At 74.5% G+C, this 21693-nt stretch carries 19 protein-coding genes; 6 read left to right on the forward strand and 13 right to left on the reverse strand.

Translation table 11 applies throughout. The features are described from left to right. Positions 1 to 96: 96 nt before the first annotated feature. The 3 genes from ACSIH6_RS04235 to ACSIH6_RS04245 all read right to left on the reverse strand — a co-directional run bounded on the left by ACSIH6_RS04235 (position 97) and on the right by ACSIH6_RS04245 (position 3021). A complete protein-coding gene (locus ACSIH6_RS04235; protein WP_435106767.1) occupies positions 97 to 948 on the reverse strand; it encodes an ABC transporter permease in 852 nt (283 codons plus the stop codon). 43 nt (positions 949 to 991) lie between these two features. Then, positions 992 to 1948: an ATP-binding cassette domain-containing protein gene (locus tag ACSIH6_RS04240; RefSeq protein ID WP_435106855.1), complete on the reverse strand. Its 957-nt coding sequence runs from the start codon at positions 1946 to 1948 to the stop codon at positions 992 to 994. Positions 1949 to 2178: 230 nt separating this feature from the next. Next, on the reverse strand, positions 2179 to 3021 hold the full coding sequence (locus ACSIH6_RS04245; protein WP_435106769.1) for an alpha/beta hydrolase: 843 nt from the start codon (positions 3019 to 3021) through the stop codon (positions 2179 to 2181). A 327-nt stretch (positions 3022 to 3348) separates the two neighbouring features. Here ACSIH6_RS04245 and ACSIH6_RS04250 point away from each other — a divergent pair, with 327 nt between their 5' ends. Beyond that, positions 3349 to 4398: an NAD(P)-dependent alcohol dehydrogenase gene (locus tag ACSIH6_RS04250; RefSeq protein ID WP_435106771.1), complete on the forward strand. Its 1050-nt coding sequence runs from the start codon at positions 3349 to 3351 to the stop codon at positions 4396 to 4398. 194 nt (positions 4399 to 4592) lie between these two features. Here ACSIH6_RS04250 and ACSIH6_RS04255 read toward each other — a convergent pair whose 3' ends face one another. The 6 genes from ACSIH6_RS04255 to ACSIH6_RS04280 all read right to left on the reverse strand — a co-directional run bounded on the left by ACSIH6_RS04255 (position 4593) and on the right by ACSIH6_RS04280 (position 11338). Then, positions 4593 to 5396 carry a DUF1295 domain-containing protein gene (locus tag ACSIH6_RS04255; RefSeq protein ID WP_435106773.1) on the reverse strand — a complete coding sequence of 268 codons (804 nt, stop codon included), beginning with the start codon at positions 5394 to 5396 and terminating at the stop codon, positions 4593 to 4595. Beyond that, positions 5396 to 6658 carry a class I SAM-dependent methyltransferase gene (locus ACSIH6_RS04260; RefSeq protein ID WP_435106775.1) on the reverse strand — a complete coding sequence of 421 codons (1263 nt, stop codon included), beginning with the start codon at positions 6656 to 6658 and terminating at the stop codon, positions 5396 to 5398. Before ACSIH6_RS04260 ends, ACSIH6_RS04255 begins: the two co-directional genes overlap by 1 nt. Beyond that, on the reverse strand, positions 6655 to 7905 hold the full coding sequence (locus tag ACSIH6_RS04265) for a class I SAM-dependent methyltransferase (RefSeq protein ID WP_435106777.1): 1251 nt from the start codon (positions 7903 to 7905) through the stop codon (positions 6655 to 6657). The genes ACSIH6_RS04260 and ACSIH6_RS04265 overlap by 4 nt, the downstream gene beginning before the upstream one ends. Beyond that, a complete protein-coding gene (locus tag ACSIH6_RS04270; protein ID WP_435106779.1) occupies positions 7902 to 8795 on the reverse strand; it encodes a DUF1365 domain-containing protein in 894 nt (297 codons plus the stop codon). Before ACSIH6_RS04270 ends, ACSIH6_RS04265 begins: the two co-directional genes overlap by 4 nt. Continuing rightward, positions 8792 to 10078 (reverse strand): NAD(P)/FAD-dependent oxidoreductase, encoded by a 1287-nt coding sequence (locus ACSIH6_RS04275; protein WP_435106781.1) that lies wholly within the window; start codon positions 10076 to 10078, stop codon positions 8792 to 8794. The genes ACSIH6_RS04270 and ACSIH6_RS04275 overlap by 4 nt, the downstream gene beginning before the upstream one ends. 177 nt (positions 10079 to 10255) lie before the next feature. Then, positions 10256 to 11338 (reverse strand): hypothetical protein, encoded by a 1083-nt coding sequence (locus ACSIH6_RS04280; RefSeq protein ID WP_435106783.1) that lies wholly within the window; start codon positions 11336 to 11338, stop codon positions 10256 to 10258. Between the two features lie 200 nt (positions 11339 to 11538). Here ACSIH6_RS04280 and ACSIH6_RS04285 point away from each other — a divergent pair, with 200 nt between their 5' ends. Beyond that, positions 11539 to 13008, forward strand: coding sequence for a bifunctional phosphatase PAP2/diacylglycerol kinase family protein (locus ACSIH6_RS04285; RefSeq protein WP_435106857.1), 1470 nt, complete (start codon positions 11539 to 11541; stop codon positions 13006 to 13008). 27 nt (positions 13009 to 13035) lie between these two features. Here ACSIH6_RS04285 and ACSIH6_RS04290 read toward each other — a convergent pair whose 3' ends face one another. From ACSIH6_RS04290 to ACSIH6_RS04300, 3 genes are all read right to left on the reverse strand, one after another. Beyond that, positions 13036 to 13488 (reverse strand): hypothetical protein, encoded by a 453-nt coding sequence (locus ACSIH6_RS04290; RefSeq protein ID WP_435106785.1) that lies wholly within the window; start codon positions 13486 to 13488, stop codon positions 13036 to 13038. A 166-nt stretch (positions 13489 to 13654) separates the two neighbouring features. Then, positions 13655 to 14644: a phosphotransferase gene (locus ACSIH6_RS04295; protein ID WP_435106787.1), complete on the reverse strand. Its 990-nt coding sequence runs from the start codon at positions 14642 to 14644 to the stop codon at positions 13655 to 13657. A gap of 147 nt (positions 14645 to 14791) precedes the next feature. Next, the gene (locus ACSIH6_RS04300) at positions 14792 to 15391 is read right to left on the reverse strand and encodes a TetR/AcrR family transcriptional regulator (protein ID WP_435106789.1); all 600 of its coding nucleotides are present in this window, start codon (positions 15389 to 15391) and stop codon (positions 14792 to 14794) included. Positions 15392 to 15484: 93 nt separating this feature from the next. Between ACSIH6_RS04300 and ACSIH6_RS04305 the strand changes: the two genes are divergently transcribed. Next, positions 15485 to 16654, forward strand: a complete 1170-nt coding sequence (locus ACSIH6_RS04305; RefSeq protein ID WP_435106791.1) for a cytochrome P450 — start codon at positions 15485 to 15487, stop codon at positions 16652 to 16654. A 25-nt stretch (positions 16655 to 16679) separates the two neighbouring features. On the opposite strand, the gene ACSIH6_RS04310 is transcribed toward ACSIH6_RS04305, so the two are convergent. Continuing rightward, positions 16680 to 18647: an outer membrane protein assembly factor BamB family protein gene (locus ACSIH6_RS04310; RefSeq protein WP_435106793.1), complete on the reverse strand. Its 1968-nt coding sequence runs from the start codon at positions 18645 to 18647 to the stop codon at positions 16680 to 16682. 433 nt (positions 18648 to 19080) lie between these two features. On the opposite strand from ACSIH6_RS04310, the gene ACSIH6_RS04315 reads away from it, so the two are divergent. From ACSIH6_RS04315 to ACSIH6_RS04325, 3 genes are all read left to right on the forward strand, one after another. Continuing rightward, on the forward strand, positions 19081 to 19692 hold the full coding sequence (locus ACSIH6_RS04315; RefSeq protein WP_435106795.1) for a hypothetical protein: 612 nt from the start codon (positions 19081 to 19083) through the stop codon (positions 19690 to 19692). Further along, the gene (locus tag ACSIH6_RS04320) at positions 19689 to 20837 is read left to right on the forward strand and encodes a PrsW family intramembrane metalloprotease (RefSeq protein ID WP_435106797.1); all 1149 of its coding nucleotides are present in this window, start codon (positions 19689 to 19691) and stop codon (positions 20835 to 20837) included. Before ACSIH6_RS04315 ends, ACSIH6_RS04320 begins: the two co-directional genes overlap by 4 nt. 164 nt (positions 20838 to 21001) lie before the next feature. Beyond that, a complete protein-coding gene (locus ACSIH6_RS04325; protein WP_435106799.1) occupies positions 21002 to 21691 on the forward strand; it encodes a TetR/AcrR family transcriptional regulator in 690 nt (229 codons plus the stop codon). The last annotated feature ends 2 nt before the right edge of the window (positions 21692 to 21693 follow it).

Here is a 21693-nt window from a genome sequence, read left to right on the forward strand (position 1 = left end):
ACGTGTACGGACTCGGAAGGTGGCGGGAACTCATCGGCCCGGACCGGAGGTGTTCCGGGCGGTGCCGTATCAGTGCCTCATCAGGGCCTCAGCGGCTCAGCGGCTCAGCCTCCGGTAGCGCCGCAGCGCCAGCGGCACGAAGACCATCATCAGCACCAGCGGCCACACCACCGCCATGAGCAGCGCGTTCTGCGCGATCCAGGAGTCGTTGGCCGCCACCGGGTTGCCGAACAGGTCGCGGGCCGCGATCACCGTCGCCGACAGCGGGTTCCACTCGGCCACCGGCACCAGCCAGTCCGGCATGGTGTCGGTGGGCACGAAGGTGTCCGCGACCATGGCCAGCGGGAAGACCAGCGAGAAGAACTTCATCGCCGCCTCCGGACTGCGCACCACCAGCCCCAGGTAGATGCCGATCCAGGTGAAGGCCAGGCGCAGCAGCAACAGCAGCCCCAGGGCCGCCAGCGCGGAGAGCGGGCCCTCGTGCCACCGCCAGCCGACCAGCAGCCCCATCCCGGCCAGCACCGCCAGGTCCACCACCGCGGAGAGCACGTCGGCCAGGCTCCGCCCGGCCAGCAGCGAGGCGGGGGCCATCGGCAGCGTGCGGAACCGGTCGACCACGCCGCGTCCGGCGTCGGTGACCACCGCGATCGTGGTGTTGCCGATCCCGAAGGCCATGGTCAGCGCGAACAGCCCCGGCATCAGGAACTCGCGGTACTCCTCGCCGGGCGCGTCCATGACCGCGCCCATGGCCTCGCCGAAGACGAAGCCGAACAGCAGCACGGCCAGGACGGGGACCATCAGCGTGCCGACGAGTTCGTCGGGCTTGTACACCAGGTGCAGCAGGTAGCGGCGCGCCACCACCCAGGTGTCGGCCACCGCCCAGCGCATCCGCGCCAGGGCCCCGGGTTCCTCCGGGACCGGTTGCCCCGCCTCGGTCACGGACGCCATGACGCCTCCTCCGGGGCCAGCCGCCCCGCCTCGGTCATAGACATCATGACGTCTCCTCCTCCGTGCCCTGGCGGCCCGTCAGGCCCAGGAACACGTCGTCCAGGGTCGGGCGGCGCAGGGCGATGTCCTCCACGTCCAGCCCCGCCTCGTCCAGGGCGCGCACCACCTTGGCCAGTCCCGCGCCCCGGCCGTCGAAGGGCACGGACACCCGCAGGGCGTCGGCGTCCACCTCGGGCAGCGCCCCGGCCACGCGGCCCAGGACCTCCGCGACCGGCGAGAGCGCGTCCGCGTCGGCGACCACGGCCTCCACCCGGCCGCCCCCGACCCGGGACTTGAGCTCCTCGGGGGTGCCCTCGGCGATGACCCTCCCGGAGTCGACCACCGAGATCCGGTCGGCCAGGCGGTCGGCCTCCTCCAGGTACTGGGTGGTCAGCAGGACGGTCGTGCCGCCCTCGGCCAGGTCGCGCACGGACCGCCAGACCTCGGCGCGGCTGCGCGGGTCCAGGCCCGTGGTGGGCTCGTCCAGGAACAGCACGGCGGGGTCGGGGATCAGACTCGCGGCCAGGTCCAGGCGGCGGCGCATGCCGCCCGAGTACTCGCGCACCGGCCGGTGGGCGGCGTCGGTGAGGCCGAACCGCTCCAGGAGTTCGGCGGCCCGCGCCCGCGCCGTCCGCGCCCCCAGGTGGTGCAGGCGGGCGAACATCTCCAGGTTGCGCCGCCCGTCGAGGATCTCGTCGAGCGCCGCGTACTGACCGGCGAAGCCGATGCGCGAGCGCACCCGCGCGCTCTGGCGCGCCACGTCGAACCCGGCGACGCGCACCTGTCCGGAGTCGAAGCGCAGCAGGGTGGCCATGACCCGCACGGCGGTGGTCTTGCCCGCGCCGTTGGGCCCCAGCAGCGCGTGCACCGCGCCGGGGGGCACCTCCAGGTCGAAGCCGTCCAGGGCGGCGCGTCCGCGGGCTCCGGGATAGGACTTGCGCACGTCCCGGGCCAGGATCACCGGGTCGGCGGCGCGGTGGCCGGGGGAGGGCCCGCGTGCGGCGCCCTGCTCGGGGGAAGGTCCGCGGACGGCGCGCCGGTCCTCGGCGGGGTCCTCGTCCGCGGGGCGCTCGGGGACACGGCGGACGGCACCGGCGGCGCGGTCGTCAGCGACGCGGTGACCGGTGACGCGATCGTCGACAGCGCGGTCATCGACGCCCCTGTCACCGACGGCGGGGTCGCGGGCGGGCCTCACGGCGCGGCCTCCGCGACCGGGGCCCCGGGTGCCGGGCGCGGACCCGGGCGCGTCCGCTGGGCGGGCACGTCCGGCCGGGTGACCTCGGCATGGCGGCCCAGGCCGATACGGGCGATGTTGCGCACCGACTCGCTGCCCTCGGTGTAGTAGGAGCAGTGGCCGGGGATGGGGCCGGTGGCGAAGGCGGTGGCGCCGAACCCGGGGCGCAGCGGCGAGGGCCCGTGGCCCAGGTCCCGCCAGCGCCCCCGGGGGAAGAAGCGGATCCAGTCCGCGGGGCCCAGCGCCGCCCACAGGTTCCCGGTGAAGCCCAGGTCGGCGACGGAGTTCCCGCCCATGCCGGGACTGCCCAGGGCCACGCAGTCGTCCACGCGCCCGTGCCGCAGGGCCAGTCCGCACACGACGGTGCCGTAGCTGTGGCCCACCAGCGTGATGCGGGCGGTGCGGGGCAGGAAGGACGTCAGGCGGGCCAGGTCCTCGGCGCCGCGTTCGGCGGGACCCCGGAAGGCGGCCTCCGCGAAGCCGCGCGGGGTGTCGTAGCCGACCCAGACCACGACGGCGGAGCGCTCGCCGGGGGCGAGTGCCCGCATGGTGCGCAGGACCGTCCCCCCGTTGACCCGGGGCCGGGTGGGGCGGTTGGCGTCGAAGTAGTTGCCCAGGTAGTTGTCGTTGCCCGGGACCAGGACCACGATGTGGTCGGCGGCTGCCACGTCCCCCAGCGCCTCGACGATGCGCCCGTCTCCGGTCTCGTCGTGGGCCAGGAGCCGCAGACCGTGCCACTCGCGTTCCTCGTAGCGCAGGGGGATGGGAGGCGAAGCGTGACGTGGGCCCGCCGCGATCATGACTCTCCAGGGGAAGTTCGAGTGCCGACAGGTGGGGGACGGTGCTCCTCACGCTAGGCCCGCGGCGGGGTCGGCCTCCATGGCGCTGTCCCCCCGAACCGGGTCTGGCGTCGACCACCCGGTCCGGTGGTGGTGGCACTACTCCCGGCCGTACAGCACACGGCGGAATCCGGACGTAACCGACAAATAAGACCGGACGCTTTCGGGTAGATGCGTTGGCAGACAGCCGTGAACTGGACGGACAGCGTCGAGCGGCCATACGGACACCGGGAGTGCCACCGTCGTGCGCACCGGTGCCCGTTCTCCGCGAGAGCCTGGAGGTACTCCATGCGAGCCGTGGTCTTCGAGAACTACGAGCGGTTCCCCTCACTCACCGACGTTCCCAAGCCCGAGCCGGGTCCGGGCGAGGTGCTCCTGCGGGTGGCGGGAGCGGGCGCCTGCCACTCCGACGTCAGCGTGTACCGCCACTTCAAGGAGGGGCAGGCGGGGGCGCAGAAACCGCCGTTCGTCCTGGGACACGAGAACTCCGGATGGGTGGAGGCGCTCGGCGACGGCGTGAGCGAGCGCGTGCGGATCGGCGACGCCTACATGGCCTACGGGCCGATCGGCTGCGGGCACTGCCGCATGTGCGTCCGGGGCCAGGACACCTACTGCGAGAACGCGGCGACCATGCCCTACCTGGCGGTGGGCCTGGGGCGCGACGGCGGCATGGCCGAGTACGTGACCGTGCCCGCCCACCACCTGGTCCCCCTGGGCGACGCCGACCCCGTGGACGCCGCGCCGCTGTCGGACGCGGGCCTGACCCCGTACCACGCCATCAAGCAGGCGCTGCCGCACCTGGAGGGCGGCGGTCGGCACGCCCTGGTGATCGGCCTGGGCGGACTGGGGCAGATCGGCGTGCAGATCCTGCGGGCGCTGACCGGCGCGACGGTGATCGCCACCGACGTCAAGGCCGAGCCGCGCGCCTGGGCCGAGCGCAACAGCGCGGTCACCGTGGGGGCGGGCGACCGCCAGGTCGAGGAGATCCGCGAGATCACCGGCGGCCGGGGCGTGGACGCGGCCTTCGACTTCGTGGGCATCACGCCGACCATCGCGACCGCGGCGGCGTCGATGGCCCAGGGCGGGCGCCTGACCGTGGTGGGGATCGCGGGCGGCACGCACGAGTTCTCGTTCTTCACCAACCCCTACGAGTCCTACGTCACCAACACCTACTGGGGGACGGTGGGAGAGCTGTGGGAGGTGGTGGACATGTACCGGGCGGGGCAGATCCGGCCGGAGGTCGAGCGGTTCACCCTGGACAACGCCCTGGAGGCCTACCGGAGGCTGGAGGCCGGGGAGGTCTTCGGCCGCGCCGTGGTGGTTCCGCACCAGAGCTGACCGCCCCGGGCGTTCCCGGGCGTCCGGCAGGTTCCCGGGGTATCGAGGTGCCGGGCTGCCGTACCAGAGCCGGCCTCGCCGGACGGCGCGGCGGATCCGGCGGGCTACCGGGGTGCCGCGCCCCGGCGGCCCGTCCCGGGGCCCTCCCCCTTCCGTGAGGGCCCCGGGACGGGGGTCACGACGGTCCCGGGGGCTCAGCCCCGGCCGGGCGGCATCGGCACGAACGCGCTCGTGCGCCGGGCGTACTCCGCCCACCCGGGCCGACCGGCCATGTGCTCGTCCAGCAGCCGCTGGCCCGAACCCCGGGTCAGCAGGTAGGTCATCACCACGGGCGCGGGCAGGGTGAGCAGCACCCACCACGACCCCGACAGCGCGACCAGGAACAACCCCCACCACACGCACGCGTCGCCGAAGTAGTTGGGGTGGCGGGTCCACGCCCACAGACCGCGGTCCATGATCCGCCCGCTGTTGGCGGGGGCGCGCTTGAACCGGGCCAGCTGCGCGTCTCCCACCGTCTCGAACACGAACCCCAGCAGCCACACGGCCGCACCGGCGACGGCCAGCCACACCTGCGGGGATCCGAGGAGGGGCGCCCCGGTGTGCACCGCCACCTGGACCGGCATGGCGACGAGCCACACCAGGAGTCCCTGGAGCAGGTAGACCACGCGCAGGGCGTAGGCGTTCCGGTTCCCGGGGGCCCGGTCCAGCAGGCGCTCGTAGCGGGGGTCCTCGCCCTTGCCCCGGCTCCGCAGGCCGATGTGCACGGCCAGGCGCATCCCCCACACGGCGGTGAGCCCGGCCAGCAGCCAGGCGCGGGCGGGGTCGCCCGAGGCCGTCAGGACGCCGACCGCCGCCACGACGGTGAACCCGAGCCCCCAGGCCGCGTCCACCACGCTGTGCCTGCCCAGGCGCAGCGCCAGGGCGAAGGTCGCGAGCATGAGCACCAGCACGGCCAGGGCGGACGCGCCCAGCGTGACGGCGAGTGCGAAGGTGCCCATCAGCGGCTCCCGGCGCGGTCCGGGCGCACGGCCAGGACCTGGTCCACTCCCATGCGTCCCTCCTCGAAGGCGAGCGCGCCCCCGGCCAGGTAGAGCCGCCACACGCGGGCGGTCTGCGGTCCGGCCAGGGCCACCAGCTCGTCGAATCGGCGCTCCAGCACCTCCAGCCAGGCGCGGGCGGTGCGCACGTAGTGCTCGCGCATGGCCCGCACGCCGCGCACCTCCAGCCCGGCGCCCTCCAGCAGCCCGACTGTCTCGCCCAGGGGGCGCATGTGCATGTCGGGGGCGATGTAGCGCTCGATGAACGGGCCGCCGCCGGGCTGGGCGCCGCGCCGCGACATCTGCTGGACGAGCAGGCGCCCGCCGGGGCGCAGCCGGTCGTGCAGGCGGCGGGCGAAGGGCGCGTACTCGTCGCGGCCCACGTGCTCGCCCATCTCGATGGCGGCCACGGCGTCGAAGCCGTCGTCGGTGACGTCGCGGTAGTGCTGGAGGCGCACGTCGACCAGTTCGGCCAGGCCCTCCTCCCGGACACGGGCCGCGACGTGGTCGCGCTGGCGGGCGGAGAGGGTGACGGCGGTGACGCGCGCGCCGTGGTGACGGGCGGCGTGCAGGGTGAGCGATCCCCAGCCGCACCCCACGTCGAGCAGGCGCTCGCCCCTGCCCAGGCGCAGTTCGCGGCAGACGAGGTCGAGTTTGTCGCGCTGGGCGTCGGCGAGGGTGTAGCCGGGGTCGTCGCTGGTCCAGTAGGCGCACGAGTAGGCCATGGACTCGTCCAGGAGCAGCTCGTACAGGTCGTTCCCGGCGTCGTAGTGGTGGGAGACGGCCGCGGCGTCGCGCTCGCTGGAGTGCGGGCGCCCGCGCAGGCGCGCCTCGGCCAGCGGGGCGGGCGGCGGGGTGCCCACCGCGCCCAGGGCCAGGAGGGTGCGGGCCGCGCGGGCCCACTCGGCGGGGCCCGGCAGCGAGGTGCCGTTCTCGCGCACGCTCGCCCACACCCGGCTCAGGGCGTCGGTGAGGTCGCCCTCCACGTCAAGCGATCCGGTGACGTAGGCGCGGGCCAGGCCCAGCTCGCCGGGGCGGGCCAGGATGTGGCGCAGGGCGTCGCGGTCGCGCAGCACCGCCAGCGGGGCGTCGGCGGGACCGGCCTCGCTGCCGTCCCAGGCGCGCAGCCGGACGGGGAGCACGCCGTTGAACAGCCCGGCGGCCAGGGGCGCGAGGAAGTGGGCGGCTCCGCGGGGCGGGGCGGGGGTCGCGGTGGTACTCAACGGGCTTTCTCCATGGTGATCTGCTCGACGTCGATGATTCCGGACAGGAAACCGGCCTCGCAGTAGGCGAGGTAGAAGGACCACATGCGGCGGAAGGTGGCGTCGAAGCCGAGGGCGTCCACCTGTTCGGCGGCGTCGGTGAAGGCCTCGCGCCACACACGCAGGGTGTCGGCGTAGTCGCGGCCGAAGGACAGCCGGTCGGTGATGCTCAGGGAGGTACCCGCCCGCAGCTGCTCCTCGACTGCGGTGACCGAGGGGATGAGTCCGCCGGGGAAGACGTACTTGTGCATCCAGGTGTAGGAGCCGCGCGAGGCGCGCATCATGGCGTGCTCCATGGTGATGCTCTGGAGGCCCACGCGTCCGCCGGGGCGCACGAGCCGGTCCAGGGCGGCGAAGTAGGCGGGCCAGTAGCGTTCGCCGACGGCCTCGATCATCTCCACGCTGACCACGGCGTCGTAGGTTCCGGTGACGTCGCGGTAGTCGCACAGCCGGACGTCGACCCTCTCGGAGAGCCCGGCGGCGGCGACGCGTTCGACGGCCAGGTCGCGCTGCTCGGCGGAGAGGGTGACGGTGGTGACGCGGGCGCCGCGGCGGGCCGCGCGCACGGCCAGTTCGCCCCAGCCGGTGCCGATCTCCAGCAGTTCGACGCCTTCGGCCACGCCCGCGGCGTCCAGGAGGCGGTCGATCTTGCGCTCCTGGGCTCGGGGCAGGGTGTCGCGGTCGCGGGCCTCGCCGTCCTCGAACAGCGCGGAGGAGTAGGTCATCGTCCGGTCCAGGAAGAGGCCGAACAGGTCGTTGGACAGGTCGTAGTGGTGGCTGATGTGGCGTTTGGCCCCGGCGCGGGTGTTGCGGTCCGAGGCCGGTCTGCGGGGCAGGGTGACGTGGCGCAGGGGCTGGAGGGGGCGCGGCACGAGGTTCTCGTAGCCCGCCGCCAGGCGGGTGAGCAGGGCGACGATGTCGGGTGAGTCCCACTCCCCGGCCATGTAGGACTCGCCGAAGCCGATGAGGCCGCCCGCGGCCAGACGCCGGTGGAAGGCGGCGGGGTCGCGCAGCTCCAGCGTGGGCGCGCCGTCGTCGGCGGTGGGCGCGGCGGAGCCGGCGCGCACGCGCACGCCCGAGCGCGCGGTGGCGTGGCGGACGATGGCGCGGGCGACGGCCGCGCGCAGGCGGCCTCCGGGCACCCGGGCCACGTCGGGCCAGCGCCGCGCGTCCAGGGGCGGGTGGGTGTGGGGGCTGGTCGTGGTCATGGCCGTGTCCTGGCCTTCCGTTCGGTCGCTGGTGTGTGCGTGTCCCCGCGCGGCTGGACGGGCAGCCCGCGCAGGTAGAGGCCGATGCCCTGGCGCCGGATGCGCAGCGCGTCGACCAGCGGCGCGAGGGGGTGGCGCAGCGCCCTGCGCAGCAGGGACGCGGTGGTGGCGGGGCGTCGGAGGCCGTGCACCGAGGCGGTGAAGGGCGGGCGCCCGTCGCGGTGCAGGGCGACGGTGAGCGCGAGGCGTTCACCGGGTTCGGGGAGGCTGAGGCGGTAGCGGCCGTCCACCGCGTTGAACGGGGAGACGTACATGGCCTTGTCCGCCTCGGCCCGGCCGTGGCCGTCCACGTCGAGGACGTAGCGGTGGCGCTGGCCGTAGGTGTTGTGGACCTCGGCGACGACGCGGCTCAGGCGGCCGTCGCGGTGGTGGCACCAGTAGACGGTCAGGGGGTTGAACACGTGGCCCAGGACGCGGGCGTGGGCGAGCATGAGCACCCGGCCGCCCTCGAGGTCCACGCCGTGCCCGGCGAGGAGGGCGTCGATGTCGGCGCGCAGCTCCCGCGCCCAGCCGTCGGCGCGGTCGCGGCCGCGGCGCGCGGTGCGCCCGTGCACGGGCGCGTCAGCGGCGGCGCGAGCCGGGACACGGGCGTCGGCCGGAGCACGGGTGCCGACCGAGGCACGGGCGTCAGCCGGAGCACGGGTGCCGTCCACGGTGTGGTCTCCCGAGCGGAACCCGGCCAGGGCGCGCAGCGGCCAGCGCAGGCGCGGCGGGTCGTCGAGGTCGACCAGCCAGTAGTAGGTGCCGTAGGCGAAGGCGTTGCGTACGGGTTCGGAACGCACGTGGCGGACGGTGGCCTCGTACAGCGCGGGCGCCGGGGCGGGCGTCACCAGTGCGCTCCCAGGCTCGCGGCGGCCCGGACCCCCGAGCGGCACCCGTCCTCGTGGAAGCCCCACCCGTGGTGGGCCCCGGCGAAGGCGACGACCCGGTCGTCGAGCTCGGGCAGCCGCCGCTGCGCGGCCAGGGAGGCGGGGGTGTAGACGGGGTGCGCGTAGTCCATGGCGGCCACGACCCGGTCGGGGTCGACCTCGTCGGCGCCGTTGAGGGTGACCACGTACTGCTCGTCGGCGTCCAGGCGCTGGAGGCGGTTCATGTGGTAGCTCACGCGCACGGGCTCGGTGTCGGGCTCGCAGGAGGCCAGGCGGTGGTTCCAGCTGGCCCAGACCTCCCGGTCGGCGGGCAGGACGGAGGCGTCGGTGTGCAGCAGGGTGCGGTTGCGCGAGTAGCCGAAGGCTCCGAGGACCTCGCGTTCGGCGTCGGTGGGGTCGGCGAGCAGGGCGAGGGCCTGGTCGGCGTGGGTGGCCACGACGGCGGCGTCGAAGTCCAGGGCCTCGTCCCCGGCGCGCAGCCGCACCCCCTGGGCCGTGCGGGCCAGGGAGGTGACCGGGGTTCCGGTGCGCACCGCGTGCAGGTTCTTGACGACGCGCTCGACGTAGGCGTGCGAGCCGCCGGTGACGGTGCGCCAGCGGGGCGAGCCCCACACGCTGAGCATGCCGTGGTTGGCCAGGAAGGAGAACAGGTAGCGGGCGGGGTAGTCGGTGGCGGTGCCGGGCGGGCAGGACCACACCGCCGACACCAGCGGGAGCAGGAAGTGCGCGACCGTGTAGGGCGTGAACCGGTGGTGGCGCACGAAGGCGCCGAGGGTGGGCTCGGCCGCGCCGGGGGGCGGGGGCGCGGCGAGCAGGCGCCGGGCGGCCCGGTGGAAGCGGGGGATCTCGGTGAGCATGCGCAGGTAGGCGGGGCTGCGCCGGGACCGGTTGGGGAGCATGGCCCGCATGCCGCGCGCGCCCGCGTACTCCAGGCCGCAGCCCCGGCAGCTGACCGACATGCTCATCTCGGTGGGCTGGGTGTGCACGCCGAGTTCGTCGAACAGGCGCAGCAGGTGGGGGTAGGTGCGCCTGTTGTGCACGATGAAGCCGCTGTCGACCCGCAGCTCGCCGCCCGGTCCGCCGTCGATCCGGTGGGTGTGGGCGTGCCCGCCCAGACGGTCGTCGGCCTCGAACAGGGTGACGTCGTCGTCCCGGTGCAGGACGTGCGCCGCCGTCAGTCCGGCGACGCCGGAGCCGATGACCGCGACCCTGCGTCGGCGGAGGGTGTGCTGCCCTGTGCCCAATGCGTCCTCTTCACTTCCGGGGGTTGTGTGGCGGAAGTGATTCGGTACCGGGAACCAGGCGGATTGGTCCGCATAGTCACGAAAAGGTCTCGAAGAGGAGGAGATAAGGGGGGAGGGCACGGTCGCGCCGGAGGTCAGGGCCGCCGAAGCGGCGGATGAACCCTTCTTGCCCGGTGGCTAGTGGACCTGGCGGTCGGTGAAGACCCCGAACACCCCGGCGTCGACGTCCACCCGCTCGACCCCGGCGTCGAAGCCGGGCACGTACACGTGGCCCTCCAGGGTCTGGCCCGCGCGGGTGAAGGAGTCCCAGGAGAACGCGCTGAGCCGGTATGTCCCCTCCGGGTCCCCGGCGCGCACCGCGTGGTGCACGGTGCCCGTGGCGGGGTCGGCCACCGACAGCTCCCAGGGGGCGGGCAGGCCGTCGGCCCCGGCCCGCGGGGGTTCGCCCGAGACCAGGGTGACCTGGAACCTCACCACCGCGAACCCGTCCCTGTCGAAGACCGCGTCCACCCACATGTCCCAGACCCGGCCGCCCTCGGCGAACCGTTGCCCGTCCCCGGTCGGCGAAGGCCCCGCCTCGTCCACCGGAGCCTCCGGTGCGCGCTCGGTGGCCTCCGGCCAGAACAGGGGGACCCAGTCGCGCTCCAGCGGTCGCGGCGCGCCCTCCCGCACAGGAAGGGCGACCACCTCGCCCCAGCTGGGCCGTTCGTGGGCGGGCGGGGACGGCGGAGCGGCACCGTCCACGACCGCCACGTCGTGGTACCAGGCCGTCCCGTGCGGAGCGAGCACCGTGACGGTGTCGGTGCCCTCCTCCAGCGGCGGCGAGTGGACCTCGATCCGGTACTCCACACCGGGCTCCCACACGTACCGTCCCGCCGTCCCGCCACCGAGGTCGGGGTGGACGCCGTAGTGGCGCCGGTCGGCGGTGTCCAGGATCCGGAAGCCGCCGGTGGAGCCGCCGTCACCGGTGAAGTAGGAGGCGTCGAACTCCGCGGGCTCCTCGCCCTCGTTGACGAACGACACGGTGGTGCGGGTGCGGTCGGCGAGGGCGGCGACCTCCACGACCTCCATGCGGGCCGGGACGGCCGCCCCGGGCGGGCCGAACTCCCCGCGCTGGACGTCGAGGTACAGGTCCGGGTTGATCGCGCAGCACACGTGGCCGGAGTTCTCCCGCACGGTCTGCACCACCAGCGCGGCCACCACGACCAGCACCACCACGGCCGCCCAGACGAAGCCCGAGTTCCCGGTCACCCTGGACATCGCGCCGACCTCTCCCTCCGCCGCTCCCGCGCGCACTCCGACACCGCGCCGTTCACCACCGCGCGGACCGCGCCTCCGGCGGCTGCCTCCCACCGAAACCAACATCATGTGTGATGTCATCAACACACTGGAGGTTCTCCTGCGGGCGCGCCCTTATGGACATCTGACGGCACTTTGCCCACTCTGGGGCGATGAACCTTATGAGTCGACTCCAACGGGCTGACAAGAAGGTCTACGACCGCGTGACGGGAATGGGACCCGCGGCCCTGGACGCCTACACCCCCAAGTTCGTGCAGGCGACGGACAACATGGCGCCGTGGTTCCTGATGTCGGCCACCCTCGCCGCCACGGGCGGCCCCAGGCTGCGGCGCACCGCCCTGCGCGCGATCCTGGCCGCGGGCACCGCCAACCTGGTCTCGGCGGGGGTCAAGCAGCTGTCGGGGCGCACCCGCCCGGACAACTCGGCCGTCCCGGCCGCGCGCAGCCCCTACCGCTCCTACCCGAGCACCTCCTTCCCCTCCGGGCACACCGCCGCGGCCGCGGCCTACGCGGCCGGGGTCATGACGGACGCGCCCAAGCCGCTGGCCGGGCTGGTCGCCCTCCTGGCGGGCGGGGTGGCGTTCTCACGCGTGCACAGCGGCGTCCACTACCCCGGCGACGTGCTCGCCGGGGTGGCCATCGGGTGCGGCGCGGCCCTGCTCGCCGGAACGGTGGTGCCGCCCCGCCCCGAACTGGTCTTCGGCGCGCGCACCGTCACCGACGGGGAGACCGACGTGGACCGCGAGGGGTCCGGGGTGACGGTGGTGGTCAACCCGCGCTCGGCCTCGGGCACGGTGCCCGGGCTGACCGCGGCCGACGTCACGAGCAGGGTGGCGCGGGCGCTGCCCAAAGCGCGGATCATCCCGCTGTCCGCGGAGGACGACGTGGTCGGGGTCATGGACCAGGCGGCGCGCACCAGCGAGGTTCTGGCGGTGGCGGGCGGCGACGGCACCGTCAACGCCGGGGCGCGGGCGGCGCTCGACCACGACTGCCCACTCCTGGTGCTGCCGGACGGCACCCTCAACAACTTCGCCCGCACGCTGGGGCTGTCCTCGGTGGACATCGCCCTGCGGGCGTTCGACGACGGGCGGCTGGCCCGGGTGGACGTGGGCGAGGTGGACGGCCGGATCTTCCTCAACACGGCCTCGTTCGGCTCCTACCCGCGCATGGTGGACCGGCGAGACAAATGGGCCGACCGGATCGGCAAGTGGCCCGCGTTCGCGCTGGCCCTGTGGCAGGACCTGCGGGAGGTGAGCCCGATCTCCGCGGTCGTCGACGGCGAGTCCACCAAGGTGTGGTGGGCGTTCGTGGGCAACTGCCGCTACCGCACGCACGGGCGGGTGCCCGCGCTGCGCGAGCAGCTGGACGACGGGCGGCTGGACGTGCGGGTGCTCACCGCCCGGGCGCCCTTCCCGCGGCTGCGCGCCGTCGCGGACGTGCTGCTGGGCAAGTTCGCGCACGGCGAGGGCTACTCCGAGCGGCTGACCACGGGGCTGACGCTGACCATCCCGAGCGAGCCCAGGCTGCTGGCCGTGGACGGCGAGGTCGTGGAGGGCTCGCGGACGGTGGTCTTCACCAAGCGGCACGCGGCCCTGCGGGTCTTCGTCCCCACGATCGAAACCAACCGGTGAACACCGGCACGGCGTCGGCCTCGACCGTCAGCGGCGGCGCCGGCAGGAGCTCCGGGAGGAGTCCCGGCCGGTGTCGCTGCCCAGCAGGAGACTGAGCCCGGCCCCCAGCAGCCACGCGTCCTTGGACAGGGGCAGCCCCTGCTCGGTCGGGCGCAGACTCTGGGGGCGCCGCATGCCCGGGGTGCGCAGGTACAGGCCGAGCAGGCCCGCGGCGAACGCGGTCAGGCCAGCGCCCGCGACGCGGCTCGGGACGACCGGGATCAGCAGGGCGGCGCCCAGGGCGATCTCACCGGCCGACAGCAGCCGGGCGAAGGTGGTGGGGTCGACGTCCTTGAGGAAGGGGTAGGTCCCCGCCGCCATCCCGTGGAGGCCCTGCGCGGTCTCCTCGTCGGCGCCGCGCTTCTCCAGTCCGGAGTTGAGGACGAACGCCCCCGTGATGACGCGCAGCGGCAGGTCGCGGTTGCTGAGGGGCAGGTTCATCGTCGCTCCAACACCTGGTCGGGTCCGTGGCGTGCCCGGTCGGCCGGATCCGGCCCGGCCGCATCGGTGACAGCTCTTTTCGGTCACTGAGAGTCAGGGGAATGCTACCGACCACAGGCAGTGCGGGCGGGCCGCGACCCGCCGGGGCCGCCGGATCCCGGCGGTGTCAGCGGGTGCCGGACCGCTCCCCCGAGCCGAGGCGTTCGACGGTGCGGACCAGGTCACGCCAGGCCTGGGAGGTGTCGGGGCCGCCCTGGTGGGGCGCGGAGAACCAGTCGACGAACTCGACGACGTCGCGCAGGTCCCAGCGCAGCCGGTACAGGCCCAGCAGCGCGCGGTCGGGCTCGTGCCCGCTGGCCTCGGTGTAGCGGGCCAGTTCGGCGGGGTCGTCGGTGACCAGCCACAGGTCGCGTTCGGGGACGGCCAGGCCGACGGTGTCCCAGTCGACCAGGAGCGGGCGGTCGCCGCGCCACAGCAGGTTGCCGGGGTGGGGTTCGCCGTGGGTGAGGACCGCGGCCGCGCCCTCCAGGGCGGCGGCGCCGCGGTCGGACTCGGCCAGGCGCTCGCGCAGCACCGCGGCGTGCTCGGCGAGCAGGTCGGCGGTGGGCGCGGCGTGGGGTCCCGCGTCGCCGATCGCGGCGGGGCGGTCCAGGAGCGCGGCCAGCCGGTCCTGGCCGGGGAGCCGGTCCTCGACGTCGGGCGCGTCGCCCGGAGCGCTCCGGTGCAGCTGGGCGAGAGTGTCCAGGAGCCGGGCCCGCCGGTCGTCGGCCAGTTCCTGACCGAAGTCGCCGGACTCGCCCTCCACGTGGGGGAAGACGCTGAGCGCGTACCGGTCGCCGACCGGGACGACGGTGTCCCCGCCCGGGGTACGCAGGGGCGCGACGACGAACCCGAGCCCCTCGTCGTCGTGCAGCCGGGCGGCGGTGTCCATGGCCCGGGCGAGGCGCCGCCGCACCGAGGCAGGGTCCGGACCCAGGAAGGACTTGTGGGCGAGGTCGGCCACGGTGGCGAACCACCGGCGGTCGGAGGTGTCGGTGACGCTCCAGTGGTGGTCGCCGAAACCCAGGGGGACGTGGTCGAGCGCGGTCGCGTGGATGCCCCACACCGCCAGCGCGTCGTGCAGGCGTGGTTCCAGGTCCGTCAGCCGTTCGCGCATGCGGCGAAACTACCAGCCGGTCCGTGGCTCGGCCGGGAGCATCCGGTGGGGTGCGGCGCGTCCGCGGGGCCTTCCGGGGAGGGCCGGGCCGGAGTCGGCGGCCCGCAGGCACACCACCGCGTCGAAGCCCCGGGGGAAACCCGAAGGTCACCTCGGTCCGCGGGCTGCGGCGATCACGCCCTGGACCGCCGCGTCGATGCGCTCGGCGGCGTGGTCGGCGTCGGGGCGCCCCTCGTCCAACCAGACGATGGCGCCCTCGATGGCCACGGTGAACACCAGGCGCGCCGCCCACCGGGCCCAGGCCGGATCGGGGATCACCTCGGCCAGCTGTCGTAGGGCCAGGTCCACGGAGGCCGCGGTCAGGCCGTCGACGAGGTCGCGGAACTCGGGTTCGCGGGCCGCGTGGCGAAACAGCAGGCGGAAACCGTCGGGGTCGGCGGCGGCGGCCTCCAGGAAGGCGGGGATGCTCGCGCCCGTGAAGTGCCCCTCGCCCACCCGTTCTCCCAGGCGCGCGCACGCGCGGTCCAGGACCGCGCGGTACATCTCCTGCTTGGACTCGAAGTGCCGGTAGAGGATCACCCGGCTGATCCCAGCCTCGGCGGCCACGTCGTCCAGGGACGTGTCGGCGTACCCGCCACGGGCGAAGGCCCGGGTCGCGGCGTCCAGGATCTGCGCGCGCCGCTCGGTCCGGCGCATCCGCCGCACGGGGGAGGCCCCGCGCTGCCCGACCGTCGGCTCGTCGACCATTCCCCATCGCCTCCCCTTGTTTACGAGTGAGTCTACATATAGCTTTGTTTAAGAAGGAGTATACAAAGCTGAGTTAACAAGATGGAGGATCCCGTGCTCCCACAGCTGCCCTTCGACCGGCCCGTCCCCCTCGCCGCGCCGCCGCTCCTGGAGGTCCTGCGCGAGGAGGGGCCCGTTCACCGCGTCCGTACCGCCGTGGGTGACCAGGCGTGGCTGGTGACCGGATACGAACAGGTCCGAGCGCTGCTCGCCGACGAGCGCCTGGGCCGCTCCCACCCCGACCCGGACGCCGCCGCACGTACCGGCGAGTCCGCGCTCTTCGGCGGACCCCAGGGCGACTTCACCACCGAGAAGGCCGACCACGCCCGGATGCGCTCGCTACTGCGCCCCCACTTCACCCCCGCACGCGTGCGCGCCCTGGCCCCGCGCGTCGAGGAGCTGACCACGGCCCTCCTCGACGGCCTGGAGGAACGCCCCCGACCGGCCGACCTCGTCGACACCCTCGCCGTGCCCCTGCCGGTCCTGGTCATCTGCGAACTGCTCGGTGTCCCCTACGCCGACCGCGACCGCTTCCGCGCCTGGACCCGCGACGCCGCCGACGTCACCGACCGCACCCGTTCCGAACGCGGACTGGCCGAGCTGTTCGCCTACGGCCTGGACCTGGTGGCCCGCAAACGCCGGGACCCGGGCGAGGACGTGGTCTCGCGTCTGGCCGGGGATCCGGACGTGGGCGAACAGGAGGCGGCCATGCTCGCCATGGCCCTGCTCTTCGCCGGACACGAGACGACCGTGACCCAGATCGGACTGGGCGTGCTGTGCCTGCTCACCGATCCCGTCCAGCAGCGGGCCCTGGCCCGCGATCCCGGCCTGGTACCCGGCGCGGTCGAGGAGATCCTGCGGTTCCCGGGGCGGGGCGGCGGCGGAATCCCCCGCTACGCCCGCACCGACATGGAGATCGCGGGCACGACCGTGCGGGCCGGGGAGCTGGTCCTGTGCGACACCGGAGCCGCCAACCACGACCCGGACGCCTTCCCCGACCCCCACCGCTTCGACATCGGCCGCGACGGAGCCTCCCACCTGGCCTTCGGCCACGGCGCCCGCTACTGCGTCGGCGCCCCGCTCGCCCGCCTGGAGCTGCACGCCGTCCTCACCCAGCTCACCGCGCGCTTCCCCCGGCTGCGTCTGGCGGTCGGCGTCGAGGGGCTGCGCGTGCGAAGCGACGTGCTCACCGGTGGTCTGGCCGAGTTGCCCGTGCGGTGGTGAGCGGCGGGGCGTCGGACGCGCCGGGTCAGGGCACCAGCCCGTACACGGTGGTGGTCTCTTCCAGGCCGTAGGCGGTGACGGCACCGGGGACGGACAGGAGCCGAAGGTCCACGGCGGAGCCGATCCCGATCACCGTCCCGCCGTCCTCTGACGCGCCCTGCTCCTCTCCGAGCGGAACCACGCGCACGGAGGCCGAGGTCTGGCCGCCCTCCGCCTCCTGCTCCTCGTGCGGTACCAGGAGGGTGTCCCCCACGGCGACGGCGTCGCGGATCTCGTCCCGCCCCGAAGGCGGTTCGGGGACCACGGTGGTGCGGACCAGCGCGCCGGAGGGGTCGACGTGATGGGCGAGGTGCTCGTCGTTCCTGTGCCGCTCGATATAAACCGCGCCTCCGGTGTCGGCGTGGACGCGTCCCCGGTATCCCGAACGGATCACCCGGTACTCCTGGCTGGCCTCGTCGTCATCCTCCATCAGGAACTCCGGGAACTCACCCGCCACCGCGCCCGTGCGCGGGTCCAGCAGAGTGACGGGACCGGAGTCGGAACCGACGCCCACCACGGGGTGCTCCCCCTCCGACACGACGTGCTCCTCCCAGAAGATCCGCATGGAGCCGCTCGGGTACGGGTCCCCGACCTCCGTGCGCCACCTCTGCTCCCCGGTACGCGCGTCCAGGCCGAGGACGACGAGAGGCCGGACATCCGACTCCCCCCAGCACAGGTACGCCGCCAGGATCAGGTCCTCGTGGAGAAGGACCCGCCGTTCCATGTCACAGGCGGTCTCCGGGTCCTGGGGGGTGAAGGTCCACAGCTCGCCCTCTCCGGCGTCGCCGTACGCGGTCAGTGTCCCCGGCTCCTCGTCGGAGCCCGTGTGGAGACTGCCCGTGGGAAGGACACCGAGGAAGCGGTGGTCCCCGGTGCCGAACCGCTCCTCAGGCGGTGCCGACACCTCCCTGGTGATCTCGCCGGTGGCCGTGTCGACCACGGTCATCCGCCCGCTCTCGCCGTCGTCGGGGTCCTGCCGGTAGCTCACGTAAGCCAGGTCGCCCCCCATGGACGCGCCCGTGCTCGTGTGCCAGCCGAAGGGGAGGCGGTAGGTCCACAGCTCCTCACCGGTCGCGCCGTCCAGGCCGACCAGTCCGTCCCCGAGCAGCACGACCGGCCCGCGCGGTCCGGCCACGACCCGCTCGATCCTGGTGTCCTCGGGCCTCTCCCAGGTCCAGCCCACCCGGGTCACCGTGGACGGCGTGCCCGGAGCGGCCCCGGGGGCGGCGACCACGTGCTCCACCGGCTGGTGGGTGGCCTCGGAGACGGCCGCCCACCCGGCCGCGGCCACGGCCAGGACACCGGCGGCGAACCCCGTCCAGGCACGCCCGCCCGGCCGGGACCGTGGGCGGCGTACGGCGAGGAGCAGCGCCAGGAAACCCAGCGCGAACGCGCACAGCGCCACCCACTGGAGGCTTCCCGTGACCGACGGCGTCCAGGTGTCCCCGTTCTCCGTGAGCCGGGCGAAGGCGTCGCGCGGGAAGGAGCGATAGGACAGGTACGACAGCAGCGCGGCACCCGCCGCCAGCGCCGTGAGGTGGAGCGGCCCCGCGGGGTCGCGGTCCGGACCGGCCTCCCGCGGCACCGAGCGGCGCAGCACCAGGACCAGCAGCGCCAGTCCGGCCGGGAACGCCACGAGCAGGGACGGGCCCAGCCCCAGGTCCTCCTCCGGATCCCGCAGGAACAGCAGGGCCACCGAGAGCGGGAGGGCGCTGGCGACGAGTCCCACTCCGGCCCAGGCGAGGAGGGCGGAGAGGAGGGGCCGGGCCGCGCGGAGACGCCTCGGCCGGTCTCCGGTCCGGGGTGCCGCCTCGCCGTCGCGGCGCTGGGGGCCCTCCCTGCGCTCCGGGCTCTCCTCGGGAGCATTCGCGTGCCGGTGCCCGCCGCCGGAGCCGGTCTCGGGCGCCTTTCCCTCCCGGGAGGAGCCCGGGGAGGTCCCCGCCTCGCTGTTCACGTGTTTCCCCGCTCCCTGGCCCGTCCGAGGGCGTGCGCGCGCCCGAAGGCACACGAACCGGATATGCGGTCGTCACGATAACAGCGCGTACGAACGCCGTTTCTCTCGCCGACCGGTTCCGGCCACGGCGGACCCGGGAAGCGCCGCACCCTCTTCCTCCTTCTCTCCCTCTCTCCCTGAGGGCCGCGAGCGCGAGGAGGACCGACATGGACCTCGTCGCGGCGCTGTCCGACGCCGCCGAGCGGAACGGGGGCCTGATGCCCACGCGCCGGTGAGCGCTCCCGCCCGGTCACCGCGCCCTCTCGCCGATCCCCCGAATTGGTGAAATCACCGTAAACGTGCGCCAAGTCGACGCCGTGCCACCAACGCACGCACCCCCGGATGTTTCGCTTGCCGTGACAGGGCATCACTTTGGGTGACGAGGGGGAACGCCATGGCGGAGGCGACCGGGGAGGACGCGCGCACACGGCGGCGCGTCCCCCGCAGCAACTGGGTGCCACTGGGCGTGGCCGCGGCGGCGATCGCGCTGCTGGTGGTGGCCTGGCCGCTGGTCAACGCGCTCCTGCCCGGCTCGGAGTCCGTTCCCTCCGGCGAACCGGTGCCCGTGGGATCGGCGGGCGACTACCGGGCCTCCCTCACCTTCCCCCAGGAGGGCTGGTACCTGAACACCGGTTCCAGCCAGGCCGGACAGATCTACCGTTTCCACCGGGGCCCGGTGGAGCTGACGCTCAACTCGGTCACCCCCGTGACCTCGCCGCCGCCCAGCCTGGAGGAGCTGTGGGCGGGCCTGCGGCGGATCGTGCGCGCCGGTGAGGCGACGGCGCGCCTGGGCGACCCCGAGGCCATCTCCACCCGGGGCGGCGTCGAGGGGCTCACCGGGGCCCTGGAGAGCCGCGAGGGGGACGGCGCCGCGGTGGTCTACCCCTCCCCCGACGGACAGCTGGCCGTGGAGATGACCCTGGCCGGACGCGAGGCGACCCCGGCCGACCTCAGCGCGGTCGCCGACGTCGCGCGCTCGGTCTCCTTCACCCGGGAGGGCTCGTGAACCCCGAACCCGACGAGCGCCCGGCCGCGACGGACCGGGGCTCCGTGCCCTCGCCGCGCGGCGCCCGCCAGGACGAGTCCGGACCCCGGCACGCCTCGGAGCGGCCGCCGGAGGGCAGGCACGCCCGCGGGCAGCGGCTGCCCGCGCTGGCGGCGCTCGTCCTGATCGGGGTGCTGTGCGCGGTGGGCCTGGGCTACCTGGCGCTGCGGTTCACCGGGCTGGTGCGCGTCTTCTTCTCCGAGGCGGCACTGGCGGTGTTCCTGGGGCTGGTGACGCTGGCCTTCGGGTTCTGGGTGCTGCGCCGCATCCGTCCGGTGCGCGACCCCGCCCTGGACGCCTCCGTGGCCGCGGTGGCCTGGGGCCTGACCGCCGCGACGGCGGGCGGGGTCATCGCCAACGCGGGCCTGGGCTCGATCTGGGCCAAGAGCCTGGGACTGCCCTTCTCCGAGGTCTGGGGGGCGGCCCTGACCGCCCCGCTCAACGAGGAGCTGCTCAAGCTCGCCGGGATCGTGCTGGTCGCGGTGGCCTTCCCCGCCGCGGTGCGCGGCCCGGTGGACGGGTTCGTGATCGGCTCCCTGGTGGGGCTGGGCTTCGAGGTGACGGAGAACTTCGTCTACTCGATGAACGCGATCGTCCAGGCGGGCGGCACCGGCGGACTGGTGCCGGTGGTGCAGACGACCGTGGTCCGGTTGGTCCTGACCGGGCTGGGCTCGCACTGGGCGATGTCGGCGGTCGCGGGCACCGCCGTGGGCCTGCTGGCGGCCGTGGCGTGGCGGCCCGGCAGGCGCCGGGCGGTGGCCGCCGCCCTCCTGGTGGTCCTGGCGATGGCGCTGCACTGGCTGCTGGACTCGCCGCTGTTCGACGGGATCGGCGGCGTCGTGTTCAAGGTCGCGGTGGTCTTCCTGACCGCGATGGCCGTGTACTTCACCGTCCGGCAGGCCTACCGGCACCGGGTGCGCGCGGCGCTGGCCTCCGAAGGTGGGGCGCTGGGCATGCGGCGGTCGGCGGCGACGGCCCTGGCCAACCGGCGCGGCCGCGTCAGGGAGCTGCGCCACGTGGCGGACCCGGAGCGGCCCGCCGTGGAACGGCGCCAGGAGCAGATGCTGGCGATCGCCGAGGACCGGGCGGTGCGCCGGACGCCGTGACCGGTGGGCGGGTGCGGACCGAACAGCAGGCGGACCGGATAGCGCGCGGACCGGATGGCGCAGGAACCGAACGGCGCGCGGACGGCACCGGCCACGGCCCGCGAACGCCCACGTGGACGGGGCCGTGGATTTTCATCAGCCGTTACCTGGGCATAACGTGCCCCATGGGTGAGCGAGCACGGAGGGGCACCAGAACGACACCGCCGAGGACCGGGCGGGGGCGCACGCGCGACCCCAGCCTCACGCCGCGGGCGATGGCGGCGGCGCTGGCCGAGTACGGCAGGGCGGGCTGGGCCGCGTTCACCCTGGACGGGGTGGCCCGCCGGGCGGGGGTGGGCAAGGCCGCCCTGTACCGGCGCTGGCCGACCAAGGAGCGCCTGCTCGCCGACGCCATCGAGGAGCACACCCGGCCGCCCGCCACGGCCGACACCGGAAGCCTGCGCGGCGACACCCGCGCGCTGGCCGCGGCCCTGCTCGGCCACTTCCTGGCCCCGTCGGGCTGGGTCACCCTGCGCGTGGCCGTGGACGCCACCACCGGGATGGAGACCTTCGTGGGCCTCCAGGAACGGCTGGTGCGCGTGCACCGCGACGGGATGGCGGACATGGTGCGCAGGGCCGTCGAACGCGGCGAACTGGTCCCGGGCACCGACACCGAGCCCTTCACCGAGGCTCTGTACGGGATGGTCCTGGTGCACGCGCTGACCATGGGTCCCGGCCAGCGCGAGCGCGCCCGCGAGCACGTGGACGAGCACGCGTTCCCGCTGGCCGACTTCGTGCTGGCCCCGCTGGTGGGCGGGGCCGGCAGGACCTCCGAGGGCGGAGCGGGGGCCGCCGACCGCGAGGGGCACCGGTAACC

It is taken from the genome of Nocardiopsis synnemataformans (assembly GCF_965343085.1).
Lineage (GTDB): Bacteria > Actinomycetota > Actinomycetes > Streptosporangiales > Streptosporangiaceae > Nocardiopsis > Nocardiopsis alborubida.

What these genes read in the sequence shown, in the direction of transcription:
- ACSIH6_RS04235 (WP_435106767.1), bottom strand. Translation starts at nt 948, where the DNA reads ATGGCGTCCGTGACCGAGGCGGGGCAACCGGTCCCGGAGGAACCCGGG.
- ACSIH6_RS04245 (WP_435106769.1), bottom strand. Translation starts at nt 3,021, where the DNA reads ATGATCGCGGCGGGCCCACGTCACGCTTCGCCTCCCATCCCCCTGCGC.
- ACSIH6_RS04250 (WP_435106771.1), top strand. Translation starts at nt 3,349, where the DNA reads ATGCGAGCCGTGGTCTTCGAGAACTACGAGCGGTTCCCCTCACTCACC.
- ACSIH6_RS04255 (WP_435106773.1), bottom strand. Translation starts at nt 5,396, where the DNA reads ATGGGCACCTTCGCACTCGCCGTCACGCTGGGCGCGTCCGCCCTGGCC.
- ACSIH6_RS04265 (WP_435106777.1), bottom strand. Translation starts at nt 7,905, where the DNA reads ATGACCACGACCAGCCCCCACACCCACCCGCCCCTGGACGCGCGGCGC.
- ACSIH6_RS04280 (WP_435106783.1), bottom strand. Translation starts at nt 11,338, where the DNA reads ATGTCCAGGGTGACCGGGAACTCGGGCTTCGTCTGGGCGGCCGTGGTG.
- ACSIH6_RS04285 (WP_435106857.1), top strand. Translation starts at nt 11,539, where the DNA reads ATGAGTCGACTCCAACGGGCTGACAAGAAGGTCTACGACCGCGTGACG.
- ACSIH6_RS04290 (WP_435106785.1), bottom strand. Translation starts at nt 13,488, where the DNA reads ATGAACCTGCCCCTCAGCAACCGCGACCTGCCGCTGCGCGTCATCACG.
- ACSIH6_RS04295 (WP_435106787.1), bottom strand. Translation starts at nt 14,644, where the DNA reads ATGCGCGAACGGCTGACGGACCTGGAACCACGCCTGCACGACGCGCTG.
- ACSIH6_RS04300 (WP_435106789.1), bottom strand. Translation starts at nt 15,391, where the DNA reads ATGGTCGACGAGCCGACGGTCGGGCAGCGCGGGGCCTCCCCCGTGCGG.
- ACSIH6_RS04315 (WP_435106795.1), top strand. Translation starts at nt 19,081, where the DNA reads ATGGCGGAGGCGACCGGGGAGGACGCGCGCACACGGCGGCGCGTCCCC.
- ACSIH6_RS04325 (WP_435106799.1), top strand. Translation starts at nt 21,002, where the DNA reads ATGGGTGAGCGAGCACGGAGGGGCACCAGAACGACACCGCCGAGGACC.